13 protein-coding genes and 1 tRNA gene are annotated in these 17,399 nt (G+C 68.2%); 1 reads left to right on the top strand and 13 read right to left on the bottom strand.

What is annotated here, in order from left to right:
- Nucleotides 1–60 precede the first annotated feature (60 nt).
- From AB3M90_RS01355 to AB3M90_RS01325, 7 genes are all read right to left on the bottom strand, one after another.
- Complete coding sequence (locus AB3M90_RS01355; protein WP_412949489.1) at nt 61–858, bottom strand: inositol monophosphatase family protein; 798 nt, start codon at nt 856–858, stop codon at nt 61–63.
- A complete protein-coding gene (locus AB3M90_RS01350; protein WP_412949488.1) occupies nt 855–1,943 on the bottom strand; it encodes a hypothetical protein in 1,089 nt (362 codons plus the stop codon). The genes AB3M90_RS01355 and AB3M90_RS01350 overlap by 4 nt, the downstream gene beginning before the upstream one ends.
- A gap of 116 nt (nt 1,944–2,059) precedes the next feature.
- The gene (locus AB3M90_RS01345) at nt 2,060–2,857 is read right to left on the bottom strand and encodes an enoyl-CoA hydratase/isomerase family protein (protein ID WP_412949487.1); all 798 of its coding nucleotides are present in this window, start codon (nt 2,855–2,857) and stop codon (nt 2,060–2,062) included.
- A 46-nt stretch (nt 2,858–2,903) separates the two neighbouring features.
- Complete coding sequence (locus tag AB3M90_RS01340) at nt 2,904–3,395, bottom strand: FBP domain-containing protein (protein ID WP_412949486.1); 492 nt, start codon at nt 3,393–3,395, stop codon at nt 2,904–2,906.
- Nucleotides 3,395–4,309 (bottom strand): bile acid:sodium symporter family protein, encoded by a 915-nt coding sequence (locus tag AB3M90_RS01335; RefSeq protein ID WP_412949484.1) that lies wholly within the window; start codon nt 4,307–4,309, stop codon nt 3,395–3,397. The genes AB3M90_RS01340 and AB3M90_RS01335 overlap by 1 nt, the downstream gene beginning before the upstream one ends.
- A 92-nt stretch (nt 4,310–4,401) precedes the next feature.
- A tRNA-Tyr gene (locus AB3M90_RS01330) sits at nt 4,402–4,486 on the bottom strand.
- 85 nt (nt 4,487–4,571) lie between these two features.
- Nucleotides 4,572–5,501 carry a PfkB family carbohydrate kinase gene (locus AB3M90_RS01325; RefSeq protein WP_412949483.1) on the bottom strand — a complete coding sequence of 310 codons (930 nt, stop codon included), beginning with the start codon at nt 5,499–5,501 and terminating at the stop codon, nt 4,572–4,574.
- 83 nt (nt 5,502–5,584) lie between these two features.
- Between AB3M90_RS01325 and AB3M90_RS01320 the strand changes: the two genes are divergently transcribed.
- Nucleotides 5,585–6,181, top strand: a complete 597-nt coding sequence (locus AB3M90_RS01320; RefSeq protein ID WP_412949482.1) for a hypothetical protein — start codon at nt 5,585–5,587, stop codon at nt 6,179–6,181.
- 67 nt (nt 6,182–6,248) lie between these two features.
- On the opposite strand, the gene rpoC is transcribed toward AB3M90_RS01320, so the two are convergent.
- The 6 genes from rpoC to AB3M90_RS01290 form a co-directional block, all read right to left on the bottom strand.
- Complete coding sequence (rpoC, locus tag AB3M90_RS01315) at nt 6,249–10,124, bottom strand: DNA-directed RNA polymerase subunit beta' (RefSeq protein ID WP_412949481.1); 3,876 nt, start codon at nt 10,122–10,124, stop codon at nt 6,249–6,251.
- A gap of 130 nt (nt 10,125–10,254) precedes the next feature.
- Entirely contained in the window at nt 10,255–13,758 is a 3,504-nt protein-coding gene (gene rpoB, locus AB3M90_RS01310; RefSeq protein ID WP_412949480.1) for a DNA-directed RNA polymerase subunit beta, read from the bottom strand.
- A gap of 200 nt (nt 13,759–13,958) precedes the next feature.
- Entirely contained in the window at nt 13,959–14,375 is a 417-nt protein-coding gene (locus AB3M90_RS01305) for a TA system VapC family ribonuclease toxin (protein ID WP_412949479.1), read from the bottom strand.
- Between the two features lie 11 nt (nt 14,376–14,386).
- Nucleotides 14,387–14,635, bottom strand: a complete 249-nt coding sequence (locus tag AB3M90_RS01300; protein WP_412949477.1) for a CopG family ribbon-helix-helix protein — start codon at nt 14,633–14,635, stop codon at nt 14,387–14,389.
- A 66-nt stretch (nt 14,636–14,701) separates the two neighbouring features.
- On the bottom strand, nt 14,702–16,435 hold the full coding sequence (locus AB3M90_RS01295) for an ABC transporter ATP-binding protein (RefSeq protein ID WP_412949476.1): 1,734 nt from the start codon (nt 16,433–16,435) through the stop codon (nt 14,702–14,704).
- Nucleotides 16,432–17,397 carry an ABC transporter permease gene (locus AB3M90_RS01290; protein WP_412949475.1) on the bottom strand — a complete coding sequence of 322 codons (966 nt, stop codon included), beginning with the start codon at nt 17,395–17,397 and terminating at the stop codon, nt 16,432–16,434. Before AB3M90_RS01290 ends, AB3M90_RS01295 begins: the two co-directional genes overlap by 4 nt.
- Nucleotides 17,398–17,399 lie beyond the last annotated feature (2 nt).

Genomic DNA, 17,399 nt, shown 5'->3' with positions numbered 1-17,399 from the left:
CGGGCGGTGAAAGTAACGAACTCATAAACCCTATCCGCATCCTCCTGGGAAAGCCATGAATCACTCCCGTATCTGGTCGAGGAGGGCGAGCAGCCTTGCGTGCACGTCGGGACCGGCGGCGATCAGCAGGGGCCGGGCCGAGCCGACGTCGTGGCGCGTGACCACACCGCCCGCCTCATGCACGAGCAGTGCTCCGGCGGCGAGGTCCCACGGCTGCAGACCGCGCTCGAAGTAGCCGTCGAGCCGCCCTGCGGCGACGTAGGCGAGGTCGAGCGCGGCAGACCCCGATCGTCGCAGGTCTCGCGCCATCGACATCGCACGGCGGACCGCGGCGAGGTCGCCCTCATGCGTCGCAGGGTCGTATCCGAAGCCGGTGGCGAGCAGCGCGCCGGCCGGAGTGTCGGAGGTCGCGCTCAACCGCGTCTCGCCCACCCAGGCTCCGTGGCCTCGCGCCGCGGTGAAGATCTCTCCGAGCGCCGGGGCGTGCACCGCGCCCGCCAGCGCCTCCCACGACTCAGGAACGGGTTCGCCGCGGACGGCCGCGATGCTGACGTTGTACGCCGGCATGCCGTAGGCGTAGTTCACGGTGCCGTCGATCGGATCGACGACCCAGGTGATGCCGCTGGTGCCCGACCCGGCACCGGACTCCTCGCCGAGGAAGCCGTCGTCGGGACGGGCCGCGGTCAGTCGCCCGCGGATGAGCTCTTCGACCTCACGGTCGGCCTCGGTCACGATGTCGGCGATCGACGACTTGGTCGCCGCGAGATGCACGCCTTCGCGTCGCCGCCGGAGCGCCAACTCACCCGCCTCACGGGCGATGCCGACCGCGAGGTCGCGAAGTTCGAGTTCGAGACTCACTGCGCCGGGGGCTGGGGAGCGGGCGGCGGCGGCGGGAAGGCCGCCGGGTCGACCGGCTGCGGAGCCTGCGAGGCCGAACCGGAGCCGGGTCCCTGCGGCGCGGCAGGCGCCGGCGGGATGGGGGGCGCCTCGTGCGGGGGCGGCTCATGCGCGGGCGGGCCGGCCTGCTCGTGCGGTGTCGTCGGCTGCGCGTACGTCGGCGCGGAGGGCGGGGCGAACTGCGGCGCCGACGGCTGCCCGAACGCGGGCGCCGGCTCGGGTGCGACGGGCGACGCGGCGACGGTCGGCGGCAGCGCATGCTGCGCCGGAGCCGCACTGGGGTAGCCCGTGTAATACGCGTTCCAGTCGGGCGAGCCGTCGGCCAGCACGGGCAGCGGGGTGATGCCGTCGGCGTAGGTCGGCCACGACGGAGCCGAAGCCACCGCGCCAGCCGGACGGGGGGCCTTCTTCGGCGCGAACAGGGCGTTCAGCAGCGGGATGAGCGTCGTGCCCACCGCGGCGAGGATGGTCAGCGCCACCACGATGCGCCAGTACAGCTCTCCGTAGTCGAAGCTGTGCGGGAACGCGAGGAAGAACACCAACAGAGCCACGAGCGCCGTCAGGAACACGAGCGTGACGATGTAGATGACACGCGTGAACGTCGTCACGTGACGGCGGGCGGCCGGCGTGAAGAGCCGCACGTGCAGCAGGCCGAGCTGCAGGATGCCGATGACGAGCAGCAGCTGGAAGAACCGCTCCGCCCCGGTGAAATAGGCGTCTTCTTCGGGAAGCCAGATCTTGACCGCGCCGACCAGCAGCGCCACGATCCAGGTCACCATGCTGGCGAGGGCCAGCCAGTCGGGCCGGTTCGGCGCGAGCCCCGCCTCGAGGATCGCGATGCCGGCGAACGCGGCCAGGAGCAGGATCGTCAGGAAGGCGCGACCGATCAGTCCGTCCTGGTCGCCGATCAGCACCCAGATGACGCAGACGAGCGCCGCGGCGATCAGGGCGCCGATGGCGATCCAGATGGCCCCCCGGATGAGCAGCGACATGTTCTTCTTCTCACCCTGCGTCGTCGGACGCGGCGTGACGTCGGGCTGGGACATGGCCATCCTCTCGTTGAGCGGCAATGCCATCATCCTGCCACGGGCGGGGCCGGTTGCCACGGCATCCGAACCGTCCTGGAGAACTCGTTCGCAGATCGGTACCGGTGCAGGAGAAGTCAGCCGGCGCGATTGGCCGAGGCGGCGGCGAAAGCGGCGATGCGCGCCTGCGCATCGGGCGTCTCGAGCGCGGCGCCGATCGACCGCGCCTCTTCGCTCAACTGCTCGACGAACGTGCGCTCCGGCTGCGAGCGCACGAGGCGCTTGGCCTCGCCGTAGGCGTCGGCGGCGCCCGCCAGCCAGAAGCGGGCGATCTCCTCACCCCGCGCGCGCACGAGAGACGCCTCATCGACGCCCTCGGCGGCGTCGACGGCTTCGGCGACCAGTCCCCACTCCACCGCCTCCGCTGCCGAGAGCAGGCGATCCTGCAGCACGAGCTGGAGCGCGCGCCGCTGACCGATGGCCCGGGCGAGCTGGGCCGAGACGGAGAGATCGGGCGTGAGTCCGATGTTCGCGTAGAGGCTGCCGAGCTTCGACCGCGAGCCGACGACGGCGTAGTCGCTGGCGAGGAGGATGCCGAGCCCTCCGCCGGCCGTGGTTCCGTGCGCAGCCGCGACGACCGGGACGGACGACTCGGTGAGAGCACGGATTCCGCTGTTGATCACCTCGGCGAGCGCGGTGATGTCGGCTCCGGAGCCGCCCATGGTCGCCATGTCGATGACGTCGCCGCCCGCGCAGAAGGCGGGGCCGGTCGCGTCGATCAGGATCGCCCCGACGTCGGCCCGCGACACCGCTTCGGTCGTCGCACCCCTCCAGGCGTGCGCCAGGTCGGCGTTGAAGGCGTTGAGGCGCGACGGACGGTTGAGCGTGAGCCGGGCCATCCCTTCGTCGACGGTGAACAGGACGGCGTCGCTCATGGCTTCTCCTTCGAGCACGGAACGGGTGGGTCCAGCGTAATCGCGATCAGCTCTGCTCCCAGACGCGCGAGACGAACGTCTCCATGCGCCGCCGCGTGCCGTCGAGCCGGAAGTCGACCTGTCCGGGTGAGCGGACCTCGTTCGGAGCGAGCGGATGCGCGAGCCGCACGTTCTCGTGACACGAGAGGTCGGCGCAGATGTAGGTGCCGAACGAGTCGCCGCGCCGCCCCGCCTCCCCCGCGCGGCGTGCGGAGAGCAGCGCGACCTGGTTGCCCGGCTGCATCGTGTGGCAGATGTTGCACATCCCCGACCGCACCCTGGCCGGGTCCGATGCGCGCAGCACGACACCGACGACGACGCCCTCGTGCTGGATCAGCACGTATCCCCGACGCGCGGCGCTCGGGTCGCGCCACGCGAAGAAGTCGAGGTAGTCCCAGTCGACGAGCACGAAGTCGTGCGGCATCTCCATCGTGCGCAGTTCGTCGGCATCCGCGTTGACGAACGATGCCCGGACTTCGGCTTCGGTGAGCGCTCGCATCACTCCAGTCTATGAACCGGCGGCCGCTCCGAGGCCGCCGCGCCCTCGTCACCGGCGTCGGCTGCCGCGCGGTCGCGGATGAGGAAGCCGAACCCGAAGGCGATGAAGAACATCAGTACGCCGTACACCGCTGCCGGGAGGCTCAGCTCGACCGATCCGAGGACGGACTGCGCGATGACGATCGCCAGCGTCGCGTTGTGGATGCCGATCTCGAACGACGAGGCGACGGCCTGCCTCCTGCCGACCCGCAGCCATCGCGGGACCAGGAAGCCGATAGCCAGGCTGATCAGGCAGAACAGCACCGTGATGAGCGCCAGCCGGGCGACGTTGTCGACCAGGAGGCTCCAGTTCGACGCGACCGCACCGGCGATCACCACGATCAGGATGACGACGGATGCGATGCGCACCGGCTTGTCCATCGCGGCGGCGAAACGCGGCCAGAACCGGCGCACCATCATGCCGACCGCCACCGGCAGGAGCACGATCGCGAACACCTCGAGCACCTTCGACCACTGCAGACCCAGACGGTCGTCGAACGGCTGGAAGTAGGCGATCGCGAGGTTGGTGATGAGCGGCAGCGTGATCACGGCGATCACCGAGTTCACCGCGGTCAGCGAGATGTTCAGCGCGATGTCGCCGCGGAACAGATGGCTGTAGAGGTTGGCGGTCGTGCCGCCGGGCGATGCCGCCAGCATCATCATGCCGACCGCCAGGACGGGCGGCAGCTGGAACGCGAGCACGAGTCCGAAGCAGATGGCCGGCAGCAGCACGAGCTGACAGAGCAGTGCGATGATCACCGCCTTCGGCTGCTTCAGCACGCGGGCGAAGTCGGCGAGGGTGAGGCTGAGCCCGAGTCCCAGCATGATGATGCCGAGGGCGACGGGGAGTCCGATGGTGGTCAACGCTGATCCCATGGCACTCAGTGTGACGGATGCAGGGCCTCGGTGTCACGGACTATCGCGACGGGAACGGACAAGGGCCCCGCATGCGCGAGGCCCTTCCGGAGTGGTGGCGAGTGAGGGATTCGAACCCCCGAAGTCGAAGACGGCTGATTTACAGTCAGATCCCTTTGGCCACTTGGGTAACTCGCCAGAGCGCACCCGCCCGACTTGGCAGCCAACCGGGGGCACGAAGATCCATCATACCCGCCGGATGCGGGCGCAAGAAATCGGAGCGTCAGCTGCCGAACACGCCGCGGTCGCCCTCGGCGAGCGATTCGGGTGTGCGCAGCAGACCGCCCTCGGCGCGGCATGTCGCGGCGGCGATGTCCATGGCGCGGATCAGCAGTGCCGTCCACTCGTCGAGGTCGTCGGGGCGGCCTGACACGAGGCCGGCGGCGACGGCGGCGAGCGTGGCATCACCGGCGCCCACCGTGTCGACGATGCGCCCGGGGAGCGACGAGATCGGGGCCTCGACGGTGCCGGCATCCGTCTCGAGCACCGCACCGTCGGCACCGGCGGTCGCCAGGACCGCCGCGGCTCCGCGCTCGCGCAGGCGGGCGCGCAGCGCATCGAGATCGCCGTCGTACAGCACGGCCGCATCGTCGGCCCCGACCTTCACGATCTCGGCGCCGACGGCCACGCGCTCGAAGCCCTCGACGAAAGCGGCGCGATCGTGCAGCATCCCCGTTCTCGGGTTCGGATCGATCGCCAGACGCGCGCCGTGGGACGCCTCGACGAGCGCGTCGACCTCGGCGGAGACATCGAAGGGGAAGCAGCTGATCGCCACGAGATCGGCGGCGGCGATCGCCGCGCGCGCTTCGTCGGAATATCGGATGCTGCGCTGCTGCGCCGCGTCGTTAAAGACGTACTCCGGTTCGCCGTTCGCCGCGCGCTGCACCACCGCACGAGAAGACCCGCGCGGCGCCGGGGTCTCGATCAGCTCGACGCCATGATCCGACAGGTATTCGCGGATGTGATCGCCCGCGTCGTCGTCGCCGACCATCGCGATGAGCGCTGTCGTCACGCCGAGGCGCCGAAGGCCGACGGCGACGTTCAGGGCGGCGCCGCCCACCAGCTCGCGCACACCCGATCCGTCGCGGATCTCGTCGATCAGGGCATCGCCGATGACCACGACGGAACCCGATGAGGAAGTGTCATTGCTCATCCGCCGACCCTACCGCGAGACGGCGCTGCCGGCAGGCCCGCGCGCTTCCCCTCGCCGGCGGCGGAGCACGCTACGGTGTGGCCATGAAGGCACGACTCCTCGCATCCGCCGCCGCCCTCGCCCTCCTCGCCGCCCTCACCGGGTGCGGCGCCGGGGCGGATGGCTCAGGAGGGGCGTCGAGCTCGCCGAGCCCGTCGTCCGATGCGACGGAGAGCCCCGGCGCGACCACCGGCCCCGCCCCCAGCCCGTCGCCGACCGCGAAGGGCATCGCGCTCCCGACCGACTGTCGCGCGATCCTCTCGGAGGACGTCCTCGATCAGCTCGACGGCATCCCGCTCAACGACGCGGCCTTCGGCCCCTCGGGCGTCGCCGCCGACGGCAGCCTCACCTGCAACTGGGCCGACCCCGCCGCCGACACCACGCGACTGACGACGACCATCTCGAAGATGAATCGCGGCCCCGCCCTCGACATGCTCAACGCCCTCGCCGACACCGAGGGGTTCACGTGCTTCACGCCCGACGACGGGACCCGTTGCGAGAAGACCTGGCAGAACGAGCAGTACCCCGTGACCGACGGCCGCACGCTCTTCTGGCGTGAAGACGTCCTGATCGACACGCGCTACTCCAACCTCGCCCCCTCCGGCTACACGTCGAGCATCGTGGAGCACATCTTCGGCTAGGCGCGGCATCCGCACACGACGAAGGCCCCGGGCTGATGCCCGGGGCCTTCGTCGTGTGCTTCGCTCGTCAGTTGTACGTGCCCGGCGTGATGTCGTCGGTCGAGAACGCGTCGAAGTCGACGTAGCCGAAGTCGCCGTCGGCGTACGCCCCGTCGGATGCGAAGATCCGGTTCGGGTAGCGCTCGCTCTTGGCTTCCTCCGTCGCCTCGACCGTGACGTCGCGGTACTTCGAGAGACCGGTTCCGGCGGGGATGAGCTTACCGATGATGACGTTCTCCTTGAGACCGACCAGCGGGTCGCGCTTGCCCTGCATGGCGGCCTCGGTGAGCACGCGGGTCGTCTCCTGGAAGGAGGCGGCCGACAGCCACGACTCCGTCGCGAGCGACGCCTTCGTGATACCCATCAGCTCGGAACGACCGGATGCCGGACGCTTGCCCTCGGCGACAGCCTCGCGGTTGATCGTCTGGTAGCGCTTCAGGTCGACCATCTCACCCGGGAGCAGGGTCGTGTCGGCGTGATCGACGACGGTGACCTTGCGGAGCATCTGACGGACGATGACCTCGATGTGCTTGTCGTGGATCGGCACACCCTGCGACCGGTACACGCCCTGCACGCCACCGACGAGGTAACGCTGCACCTCGCGGGCGCCCATGACGCGCATGATCTCCTTCGGGTCGAGCGTGCCGACCTGGAGGGGCTGACCGACGGTGACGTGCTGGCCATCCTCGACGAGGAGCGTGGCACGCTTCAGCACCGGGTAGATGACCGGCTCGTCGCCGCTGTCGGGCGTGAGGATGACCTTCTTGCCCTTGTCGGTCTCGTCGATCGTGATGCGGCCGTCAGCCTCGGCGATCGGGGACGCGCCCTTGGGGGTACGCGCCTCGAACAGCTCCTGCACGCGGGGAAGACCCTGCGTGATGTCGTCCGCCGATGCCGAACCACCGGTGTGGAACGTACGCATCGTCAGCTGGGTACCGGGCTCACCGATCGACTGGGCCGCGATGATGCCGACGGCCTCGCCGATGTCGACGGTCTTGCCGGTCGCGAGCGAGCGGCCGTAGCACTGCGCGCAGACACCGACGGCCGAGTCGCAGGTCAGCACCGAGCGCACCTTGATGCTCTCGACGCCGGCCGCGACCAGCTTGTCGATGAGGACGTCGCCCACGTCGTCTCCGGCTGAGGCGACGACCTCGCCCTTGCTGTCGACCGCGTCGGAGGCCAGCGTGCGGGCGAACACCGAGTTCTCGACGTTCGCGTCGCGCACCAGCTCGCCCTGCGAGTTCGGCGCGGCGATCGGGAGCTCGAGGCCCTTCGACGTGCCGCAGTCCTCCTCGCGGATGATGACGTCCTGCGAGACGTCCACCAGACGACGGGTCAGGTAACCCGAGTCGGCGGTACGCAGCGCGGTGTCGGCCAGACCCTTACGGGTACCGTGCGTCGCGATGAAGTACTCCGCCACCGACAGGCCCTCGCGGTACGAGGAGATGATCGGACGCGGGATGATCTCACCCTTGGGGTTGTTCACCAGACCGCGCATACCCGCGATGTTGCGGATCTGCAGCCAGTTACCACGGGCGCCCGACGACACCATGCGGTTGATGGTGTTGTCCTCGGGGAAGTGCTCGCGCATCGCGGCCTGCACCTCGTCGGTCGCCTCGGTCCAGATCTTGATGAGCTCCTGACGACGCTCGGCGTCGGTGGTGAGACCCTTCTCGTACTGCGACTGGACCTTCGCGGCCTGCTTCTCGTAGCCGGCGACGATCTCGGCCTTGTTCGGCGGGGTGAGGATGTCGCTCAGCGCGACGGTCACACCCGAGCGCGTGGCCCAGTAGAAGCCGGCATCCTTGATGCGGTCCAGCGTCGCGGCCGTCTCGACCTTCGGGTACTCCTCGGCCAGCTTGTTGACGATCTGCGACAGCTTGCCCTTGTCGGCCTGCTCGCGGACGAAGGGGTAGCCCTTCGGCAGCGCGTCGTTGAAGATCGCCTGACCCAGCGAGGCGTCGACCAGCCCGTGCTTCTCGTAGCCCTCGGGAGCGTCGCCCTCGAGGAACGTCAGACCCGGGATGCGGATGCGGACCTTGGCCTGCAGGTCGAGGGAGCCCTCGTCCTTCGCCAGGAGCGCCTCGGCGACCGAGCCGAACGCGCGGCCCTCACCGGCTGCGCCCTCCTTGACCGTGGTCAGGTGGTGCAGACCGATGATCATGTCCTGCGAGGGCAGGGTCACCGGACGGCCGTCGGACGGCTTCAGGATGTTGTTCGACGCGAGCATCAGCACGCGGGCCTCGGCCTGAGCCTCGACCGACAGCGGCAGGTGCACGGCCATCTGGTCACCGTCGAAGTCGGCGTTGAACGCCGCGCAGACGAGCGGGTGCAGCTGGATGGCCTTGCCCTCGACGAGCTGCGGCTCGAAGGCCTGGATGCCGAGACGGTGCAGGGTGGGTGCGCGGTTGAGCAGCACCGGACGCTCGCGGATGATCTCCTCGAGCACGTCCCACACCTCGGGGCGGGTGCGCTCGACGGCGCGCTTGGCGGCCTTGATGTTCTGCGAGTGACCGAGGTCGATCAGGCGCTTGATGACGAACGGCTTGAAGAGCTCGAGCGCCATCTGCTTGGGCAGACCGCACTGGTGCAGCTTCAGCTGCGGGCCGACGACGATGACCGAACGGCCCGAGTAGTCGACGCGCTTGCCGAGCAGGTTCTGGCGGAAGCGACCCTGCTTGCCCTTGAGCATGTCGCTCAGGGACTTCAGGGCGCGGTTGCCGGTACCGGTGACCGGGCGACCGCGGCGGCCGTTGTCGAACAGGGCGTCGACGGCCTCCTGCAGCATCCGCTTCTCGTTGTTGACGATGATCTCGGGGGCGCCGAGGTCGATCAGACGACGAAGACGGTTGTTGCGGTTGATCACGCGACGGTAGAGGTCGTTCAGGTCGGAGGTCGCGAAGCGACCACCGTCGAGCTGCACCATCGGGCGCAGCTCCGGCGGGATCACCGGCACGACGTCGAGGACCATGGCGGCCGGGCTCATGCCGGTCTCGAGGAACGAGTTGACCACCTTGAGCCGCTTGATCGCGCGGATCTTGCGCTGACCCTTGCCCTCGGAGATCTGCAGGTGCAGGTTCTCGGCCTCGGCCTGCAGGTCGAAGGCCGCGAGGCGACGCTGGATCGACTCGGCGCCCATGTAGGCCTCGAAGTACTGGCCGAAGCGGTCCTGCAGCTCGTGGAAGACGTCGTCCTCCGGGCGCAGCGCTCCGACCTCGAGCGTGCGGAAGTCCTCCCACACGCGCTCGAGCTTCATGATCGCCTCGTCGGCACCCTTGCGGATGAGCGACATCTCCTTCTCGGCGGCGTCCTTGACCTTCTTCTTCTGGTCGGCCTTGGCGCCTTCCGCCTCGAGGGCGGCGAGCTCCTCCTCCAGCTTGGCGAGGCGCTCCGCGATCTTGGCGTCGCGGCGGTCGCCGAGCGTCTTCAGCTCGAGGCGGATGTTGTTCTCCTGCGTGCCCAGGTCGCGGTGACGAGCTTCCTCGTCGACCGAGATGACCATGTAGGCGGCGAAGTAGATGACCTTCTCGAGGTCCTTCGGCGCCATGTCGAGCAGGTAGCCGAGGCGCGAGGGAACACCCTTGAAGTACCAGATGTGGGTGACGGGCGCGGCGAGCTCGATGTGGCCCATGCGCTCACGGCGCACGGAGCTCTTGGTGACCTCCACGCCGCAGCGCTCGCAGACGATGCCCTTGAAGCGGACGCGCTTGTACTTGCCGCAGGCGCACTCCCAGTCGCGGGACGGACCGAAGATCTGCTCGCCGAACAGACCGTCCTTCTCGGGCTTGAGGGTGCGGTAGTTGATGGTCTCGGGCTTCTTCACCTCACCGTACGACCACGCGCGGATGTGGTCTGCGGTGGCGAGGCCGATGCGAAGCTCGTCGAAAGTTGTGGACTCGAGCACTAGTTCTCCTGTGTCGGAAATTCTTTGTTGAGAAGTCTGGGCTTCGACAGGCTCAGCCACCCGGTGGGCCCTGATGCCAGAGACGTGGGTCCCTGTGCCAGAGACGTGGGTCCCTGAGCCTGTCGAAGGGTTAGATCTCGTCGATCGAGGCGGCCTCGAAGCGGCTGGAGATGTTGATCCCGAGCTCTTCCGCCGCGCGGAAGGCCTCGTCGTCGGTGTCGCGGAGGTTGACCAGCGTGCCGTCGGCCGAGAGCACCTCGACGTTCAGGCAGAGCGACTGCATCTCCTTCATGAGCACCTTGAACGACTCGGGGATGCCGGGCTCCTGGATGTTCTCGCCCTTGACGATCGCCTCGTACACCTTGACGCGGCCGAGGATGTCGTCGGACTTGATCGTGAGGAGCTCCTGGAGGGCGTACGCGGCGCCGTAGGCCTCGAGGGCCCACACCTCCATCTCACCGAAGCGCTGTCCACCGAACTGCGCCTTACCACCGAGCGGCTGCTGGGTGATCATCGAGTACGGACCCGTGGAGCGCGCGTGGATCTTGTCGTCGACCAGGTGGTGCAGCTTCAGGATGTACATGTAGCCCACCGAGATCGGCGCCGGGAACGGCTCACCCGAGCGGCCGTCGAACAGCTGCGTCTTGCCGCTGGAGTCGATCAGGCGCACACCGTCGCGGGTCGGGGTCGTCGAGTCGAGCAGACCCGCGATCTCCTCCTCGCTCGCACCGTCGAACACCGGGGTCGCGACCTTGGTGCCGGGAGCGGCCTCGAAGGCGTTCTCGGGCAGGCGCGCGGCCCACTCCGGGTTGCCTTCGACCTTCCAGCCCTGCTTGGCGATCCACCCGAGGTGGGTCTCGAGCACCTGGCCGAAGTTCATCCGACCCGGGATGCCGAGCGGGTTGAGCACGATGTCGACCGGCGTGCCGTCGGAGAGGAACGGCATGTCCTCGACCGGCAGGATCTTCGCGATGACGCCCTTGTTGCCGTGACGGCCGGCGAGCTTGTCACCCTCGGTGATCTTGCGCTTCTGGGCGATGTAGACCACGACGCGGCGGTTCACGCCGGAGCCGAGCTCGTCGTCGCCGTCCTCGGCGTTGAACTCCTTGACGGCGATGATCGTGCCCTGCTCGCCGTGCGGCACCTTCAGGGAGGTGTCGCGGACCTCGCGGCTCTTCTCGTTGAAGATCGCGCGCAGCAGGCGCTCCTCGGCCGACAGCTCGGTCTCGCCCTTCGGGGTGACCTTGCCGACGAGGATGTCGCCGGGGCGGACCTCGGCGCCGATGCGGATGATGCCGCGCTCGTCGAGGTCCTTCAGGAGCTCCGGGCTGACGTTGGGGAGGTCACGCGTGATCTCCTCCTTGCCGAGCTTCGTGTCGCGGGCGTCGACCTCGTACTCCTCGATGTGGATCGACGAGAGAGTGTCGTCCTTCACCAGGTCCTGGCTGAGGATGATGGCGTCCTCGAAGTTGTAGCCCTCCCACGTCATGAACGCGACGAGGAGGTTCTTCCCGAGGGCCAGCTCGCCGTTCTCGGTGGCGGGGCCATCGGCGATGACCTCTCCGACCTCGACGCGCTCACCGGCCGAGACGACGACCTTCTGGTTGTAGGACGTGCCCTGGTTCGAGCGGTCGAACTTGCGCAGGTGGTACTCCTGCGTTCCGCCCTCGTCGAGCATGACCACGACGCGGTCGGCCGAGACCTCGGAGACGACACCGGCCTTCTCGGCGGTGATCACGTCACCGGCGTCGATGGCGGTGTAGCCCTCCATACCGGTTCCGACGAGCGGCGAGTCGCTGCGCAGCAGCGGCACGGCCTGACGCTGCATGTTGGCGCCCATGAGCGCGCGCTGCGCGTCGTCGTGCTCGAGGAACGGCACGAGCGAGGTCGCGACCGACACCATCTGGCGCGGCGAGACGTCGATGTAGCCGATCTCCTCCGGGAGGAAGAGGTCGACCTCGCCGCTGCCGCCCTTGGGGCGCGCGAGCACGTGGCTCTCGCGGAAGCGACCCTTGGCATCGAGCGGGGCGTTGGCCTGCGCGATGTTGAAGTCGACCTCCTCGGATGCGGTGAGGTAATCGATCTGCTCGGTCACGACACCGTCGACCACCTTGCGGTACGGGGTCTCGATGAAGCCGAAGGAGTTGATGCGCGCGAAGGTCGCGAGAGCACCGATCAGACCGATGTTCGGGCCTTCCGGCGTCTCGATCGGGCACATGCGCCCGTAGTGCGAGGGGTGGACGTCACGGACCTCGACGCCGGCGCGGTCGCGGCTCAGACCACCGGGGCCGAGAGCCGAGAGGCGGCGCTTGTTGGTCAGACCCGCGAGCGGGTTGTTCTGGTCCATGAACTGCGACAGCTGCGAGGTTCCGAAGAACTCCTTGATCGCGGCGACGACGGGGCGCACGTTGATCAGGGTCTGCGGCGTGATCGCCTCGATGTCCTGCGTGGTCATGCGCTCGCGGACGACGCGCTCCATGCGCGAGAGACCCGTGCGGACCTGGTTCTGGATCAGCTCGCCGACCGCGCGGATGCGACGGTTGCCGAAGTTGTCGATGTCGTCGGTCGCGAGACGGATCTCGGTCTTCTTGCCGCCGCGGATGCCGGTGAAGGTCTCCTCCGTGCCGGCGTGCAGACGCACGAGGTACTTGATCGTCGCCACGATGTCTTCGACGGTCAGCACCGACGAGGTCAGCGGAGCATCGAGGCCCAGCTTGTGGTTGATCTTGTACCGGCCGACCTTGGCGAGGTCGTAGCGCTTCGGGTTGAAGTAGAAGTTGTCGAGCAGCGCGCGGGCGGCCTCGGCGGCGACCTGCTCGCCCGGACGGAGCTTGCGGTAGATGTCGCGGAGGGCGTCTTCCTTCGTGACGATCGTGTCCTTCGCGAGCGTCTCCTCGATGGAGGTGTAGCCGGCGAACTCGGCGAGGATCTCCTCGCTGGTCATGCCCAGCGCCTTGAGGAAGACGGTCACCGACTGCTTGCGCTTGCGGTCGACGCGCACGCCGACCTGGTCGCGCTTGTCGATCTCGAACTCGAGCCAGGCGCCGCGGCTCGGGATGACGCGCGCCGACACGATGTCCTTGTCACTGGTCTTGTCGGGGGTCTTGTCGAAGTAGACACCGGGCGAGCGCACGAGCTGCGACACGACGACGCGCTCGGAGCCGTTGATGATGAACGTGCCCTTGTCGGTCTGGAGCGGGAAGTCGCCCATGAAGACCGTCTGCGTCTTGATCTCACCGGTGAGGTGGTTCATGAACTCGGCCTCGACGTAGAGCGGGGCGGCGTAGGTCTTGCCGCGCTCCTTGCACTCGTCGATCGAGTACTTCTCCGGCTCGAGGTACGGGTTCGTGAACGACAGCTGCATCGTCTCGCCGAGGTCCTCGATCGGAGAGATCTCCTCGAAGATCTCGCCGAGGCCGCTGTTCTCGTTGACGTCGGTGCGACCGGCGGCCTTCGCCTCGGCCACGCGCGCCTTCCAGGCGTCGTTGCCGACGAGCCAGCCGAACGACTCGGTCTGCAGTGCGAGAAGGTCGGGGACCGTCAGCGTGTCGGAGATCTTGGCGAACGAAAGACGGGATGCTCCGCGTCCGTTCTTGGTGGTGGTGGATGTGGATGCGTTGGGAGCAGCAGCCAAGGGAATAACCTCCGTGAGCCCCGCAGGGCTTCTCGATTCCTTTGTCGTCAGGTGGAGTGTGCGCTCAGAAGCTCAGACGAATGCCGACCACCATATGAGGGCATGGAGAAGCGAGCGCAACTACCAACTATAGACGCGATTGTGCGACATGGCAAGCTCAGTCCTTGACCAATTCCGGATGCTGCGGTAAAAGCCCCGACTCACGCCGCCGAGGGATCGATCAACCGGAGTCCCTCGAATCGCGCGAGCCCCCGGTCGAACGACGCCAACGTCGCTCCGTGCTCGATCGCGAGGGCGGCGTGATACGCGTCAGGCACGTCGTTGCCTCGCGCCCCCGCCTGTCGCACCAGGCGGTCGAAGATCCGCCAATGCCGCTCGCCCGGGCGCAGAATGCGCGTGCCCGGAGCGTCAATCGCGTTTCGGCAGGCATCCATCGCCGTGCCGGGATCAGACGGCGGGTCGAAGACCTTCGGATGCGTCAAGAGCCGCACAGCGCCAGACAGAGCGAGTTCTGAGACGCCGATCAGCTCCCCCTCTGCACGGCGTCGTGACATCCACTCCGTGACGAATCGGTACTGCGGATGCCCGATGCGCAGGGCCGGGATCCAGAGATTCACGTCGAGCAGGATCACAGATCTTCCATCAGTTCGAGCATGGCCGAGTTACTCCGCCAGTTGACACCCGGGCGCAGACCTCGGTCTCCGGGAACCTCGACGGCTACGTCCGCCCAGGAGAAGTCGACGACGGGCTTCTGCCGCTCAGCCAGATACTCGCGAATCGCATCATCGACGACGTCCCCGAGAGACGCGTGCTTCCTGCTGGCGATCACCTTGATCTCGGCGAGGAGGTCATCGTCGATGTTGACTGTGGTGCGCATGCTTCAACGATACGCGCATCATGATGCGTCGTCAACGCATCACGATGCGGGCAGGCGACCTCGGACTCAGGAGGCGATGTTCAGCTCGTTGCCCGGGATCGAAGCCAGGAGCTTCCGCGTGTACGGATCGCGGGGGTTCGTGAAGATCTCCTCCGACGACGCCGCCTCGACGAGCTTCCCGTCTTTCATCACGCACACGTAGTCGCTGATGAGACGCACGACGGCGAGGTCGTGCGAGATGAAGAGATAGCTCAGGCCGTATTCGCGCTGCAGGTCGCCGAGCAGCCGCAGGATCTGGTCCTGCACCAGCACATCCAGCGCGGACACCGGCTCGTCGCACACGATCAGATCAGGCGAGAGGGCCAGCGCCCGCGCGATCGCGACGCGCTGCCGCTGCCCGCCGGAGAGCTCCGAGGGGTAGCGCCGCAGCATCGACTGCGGCAGCGCCACGTCGTCGAGCAGCTGCCGCACGCGCTTTCGCCGATCGGCACCGCTCCCGCGCCTGTAGAAGTCCAGCGGCTCGGCGATCAGCCGCTCGATCGTGAACATGGGGTTCAGGCTCGAGTACGGGTCCTGGAAGATCGGCTGCACGCGCTGACGGAAGTTCTTCGTCTCGGCGCGGCTCAGCGACGCGATGTCCTTGCCCTCGTAGCGGATCAGCCCGCTCGTCGGCTCGATCACCTTCAGCAGCATCCGGGCGGTGGTCGTCTTGCCGGAGCCGGACTCCCCCACGATCGCCACGGTCTCGCCGCGCGGGATCGCCAGCGACACGTCGTCGACCGCGACGAAGTCGTCCTTCTGACCCCGCACCGGATACACCTTCGTGAGGTTCTCGATCTCGACGATGTTGTCTCCCTTCGACAGGCTCAGGGACCCACCCTCATGGGCTGCCGAGCTCGTCGGAGCGTCGGCATCCGACCGGTCCTCGACGGAGAAGGCCTCCGGCCGGAGCCGCGCGACGGCCACCGACGGCGCCGCCTTCACGAGCGACTGCGTGTACGGATGCTGGGGATCCTCGAGGATCTGACGCGCAGCGCCCTGCTCGACGACCTTGCCGCGGTGCATCACGACGACGCGCTCGGCACGCTCGGCCGCGAGACCCAGATCGTGCGTGATGAGGAGCACGGCCGTGCCGAGTTCGCGCGTCATCTCGCCGATCTGATCGAGGATGGTCTGCTGCACCGTGACGTCGAGCGCGCTGGTGGGCTCGTCGGCGATCAGCAGCCGCGGCTTGCAGGCGAGGCCGATCGCGATGAGCGCGCGCTGCCGCATGCCTCCCGAGAACTCGTGCGGGTACTGCCGGGCGCGGCGCTCCGGATCGGGCAGTCCCGCGGCGGTCAGCGCCTCGACGACCTTGGCCTGCACGTTCTGCCGGGTGGCGAGTCCGTGCGCCAGCAGCGTCTCGGCCACCTGCGTGCCGATCTTGGCGACCGGGTTGAGGTTCGACATCGGATCCTGCGGCACGAGTCCGATGTCGCGCCCGCGGATCATGCGCAGCTCGTTCTCCGATGCGTGCGCGATCTCGCGCCCGTCGAGACGGATGCTGCCTGCCGCCACCTTGCCGCCTCCGGCGAGGAGGCCGATGATCGCCATCGCGGTCGTCGACTTGCCCGACCCCGATTCGCCCACGATCGCGACGGTCTCGCCCGGCCGGATCTCGAGGTCGACGCCCTCGACGGCGTGCACGACGCCGTCCATGGTGGCGAAGTCCACAGCCAGGCCCTGGACGGACAGCAGCGGTTCGGCCGGCATCCGGTTCTCCCTCTCGGCGCGGATCGCGCCCTCGTCGTGCGCCATCATCGTGCTCTCGTCCGGGGGTCCATGGCTTCGCGGAGGGCTTCTCCGAGCAGCGTGAATCCGAGGGCGGTGACGGCGATGCAGATGCCGGGCAGGAACGCCAGCCAGGGGGCGATCGCGAGCTCTGCCTGCGCGTAGGTCAGCATCCGGCCCCACTCCGCCGTCTCGGGGCGCCCGCCGCCGAGGCCGAGGAACGACAGTGCGGCGGCGTCGATCACCGCGGTGGCGAGGGTGAGCGTGCCCTGCACGATGACCGGGCCGATGGCGTTGGGCAGCACGTGCGACATCGTGATCCGGCCGCGGCCGAGGCCGAGGGTCTGCGCCGAGAGCACGTAGTCGCTGGACCGCTGCTGCAGCATCGAGGCGCGCAGCAGGCGCGCGAAGATCGGCACCTGCGAGGCGCCGATGGCGATCATCACGGCGAACGGGGTCTGTCCGAGGATGGCTGCGATCGAGACGGCGAGCAGCAGGTTCGGCACCGACAGGATGATGTCGACCACGCGCATGATCACGGTGTCGACCCAGCCGCCGAAGGTGCCGGCCAGGAGTCCCAGCAGCATTCCGCCGACCAGCCCCATCGCCGTGGAGACGACACCGACGAGCAGCGACGCCTGTGCACCCCAGATCAGCTTGGAGAGCACGTCACCGCCGAAGCGGTCGAGACCCAACGGGAACTCCGGCAGTTCTCCCGGACCCGGGATGTGAGTGGGCGTGATGTTCTTCGCTCCGGGAAGCGCGGTCTCGGGGTACGGGGCCAGCAGCGACGCGAGCGCCGCGACGAGCAGGAACGCCAGGACGATGACGGCGCCGATCCAGGCTGTCGGATTGCGGCGGATGCGACGGAACACGTCACGCCAGAAACCGCCGGAGCCGCCCTTCAGGTCGGACTGCGCGATCGCGACGGTGTCGATGACCCCGCCGCTCTCGGCGCCCGGGCCCTGCGCGGGAGGGAGTGCGACGCTCATGA

Origin of the sequence: Microbacterium martis, assembly GCF_047246685.1 — a bacterium.
GTDB lineage: Bacteria > Actinomycetota > Actinomycetes > Actinomycetales > Microbacteriaceae > Microbacterium.
The sequence above is the reverse complement of the archived record's forward strand: the minus strand, read 5'-3'. Positions and strand labels throughout refer to the sequence as shown.

What these genes read in the sequence shown, in the direction of transcription:
- AB3M90_RS01350 (WP_412949488.1), bottom strand. Translation starts at nt 1,943, where the DNA reads ATGTCCCAGCCCGACGTCACGCCGCGTCCGACGACGCAGGGTGAGAAG.
- AB3M90_RS01345 (WP_412949487.1), bottom strand. Translation starts at nt 2,857, where the DNA reads ATGAGCGACGCCGTCCTGTTCACCGTCGACGAAGGGATGGCCCGGCTC.
- AB3M90_RS01340 (WP_412949486.1), bottom strand. Translation starts at nt 3,395, where the DNA reads ATGCGAGCGCTCACCGAAGCCGAAGTCCGGGCATCGTTCGTCAACGCG.
- AB3M90_RS01335 (WP_412949484.1), bottom strand. Translation starts at nt 4,309, where the DNA reads ATGGGATCAGCGTTGACCACCATCGGACTCCCCGTCGCCCTCGGCATC.
- AB3M90_RS01325 (WP_412949483.1), bottom strand. Translation starts at nt 5,501, where the DNA reads ATGAGCAATGACACTTCCTCATCGGGTTCCGTCGTGGTCATCGGCGAT.
- AB3M90_RS01320 (WP_412949482.1), top strand. Translation starts at nt 5,585, where the DNA reads ATGAAGGCACGACTCCTCGCATCCGCCGCCGCCCTCGCCCTCCTCGCC.
- AB3M90_RS01300 (WP_412949477.1), bottom strand. Translation starts at nt 14,635, where the DNA reads ATGCGCACCACAGTCAACATCGACGATGACCTCCTCGCCGAGATCAAG.
- AB3M90_RS01295 (WP_412949476.1), bottom strand. Translation starts at nt 16,435, where the DNA reads ATGATGGCGCACGACGAGGGCGCGATCCGCGCCGAGAGGGAGAACCGG.
- AB3M90_RS01290 (WP_412949475.1), bottom strand. Translation starts at nt 17,397, where the DNA reads ATGAGCGTCGCACTCCCTCCCGCGCAGGGCCCGGGCGCCGAGAGCGGC.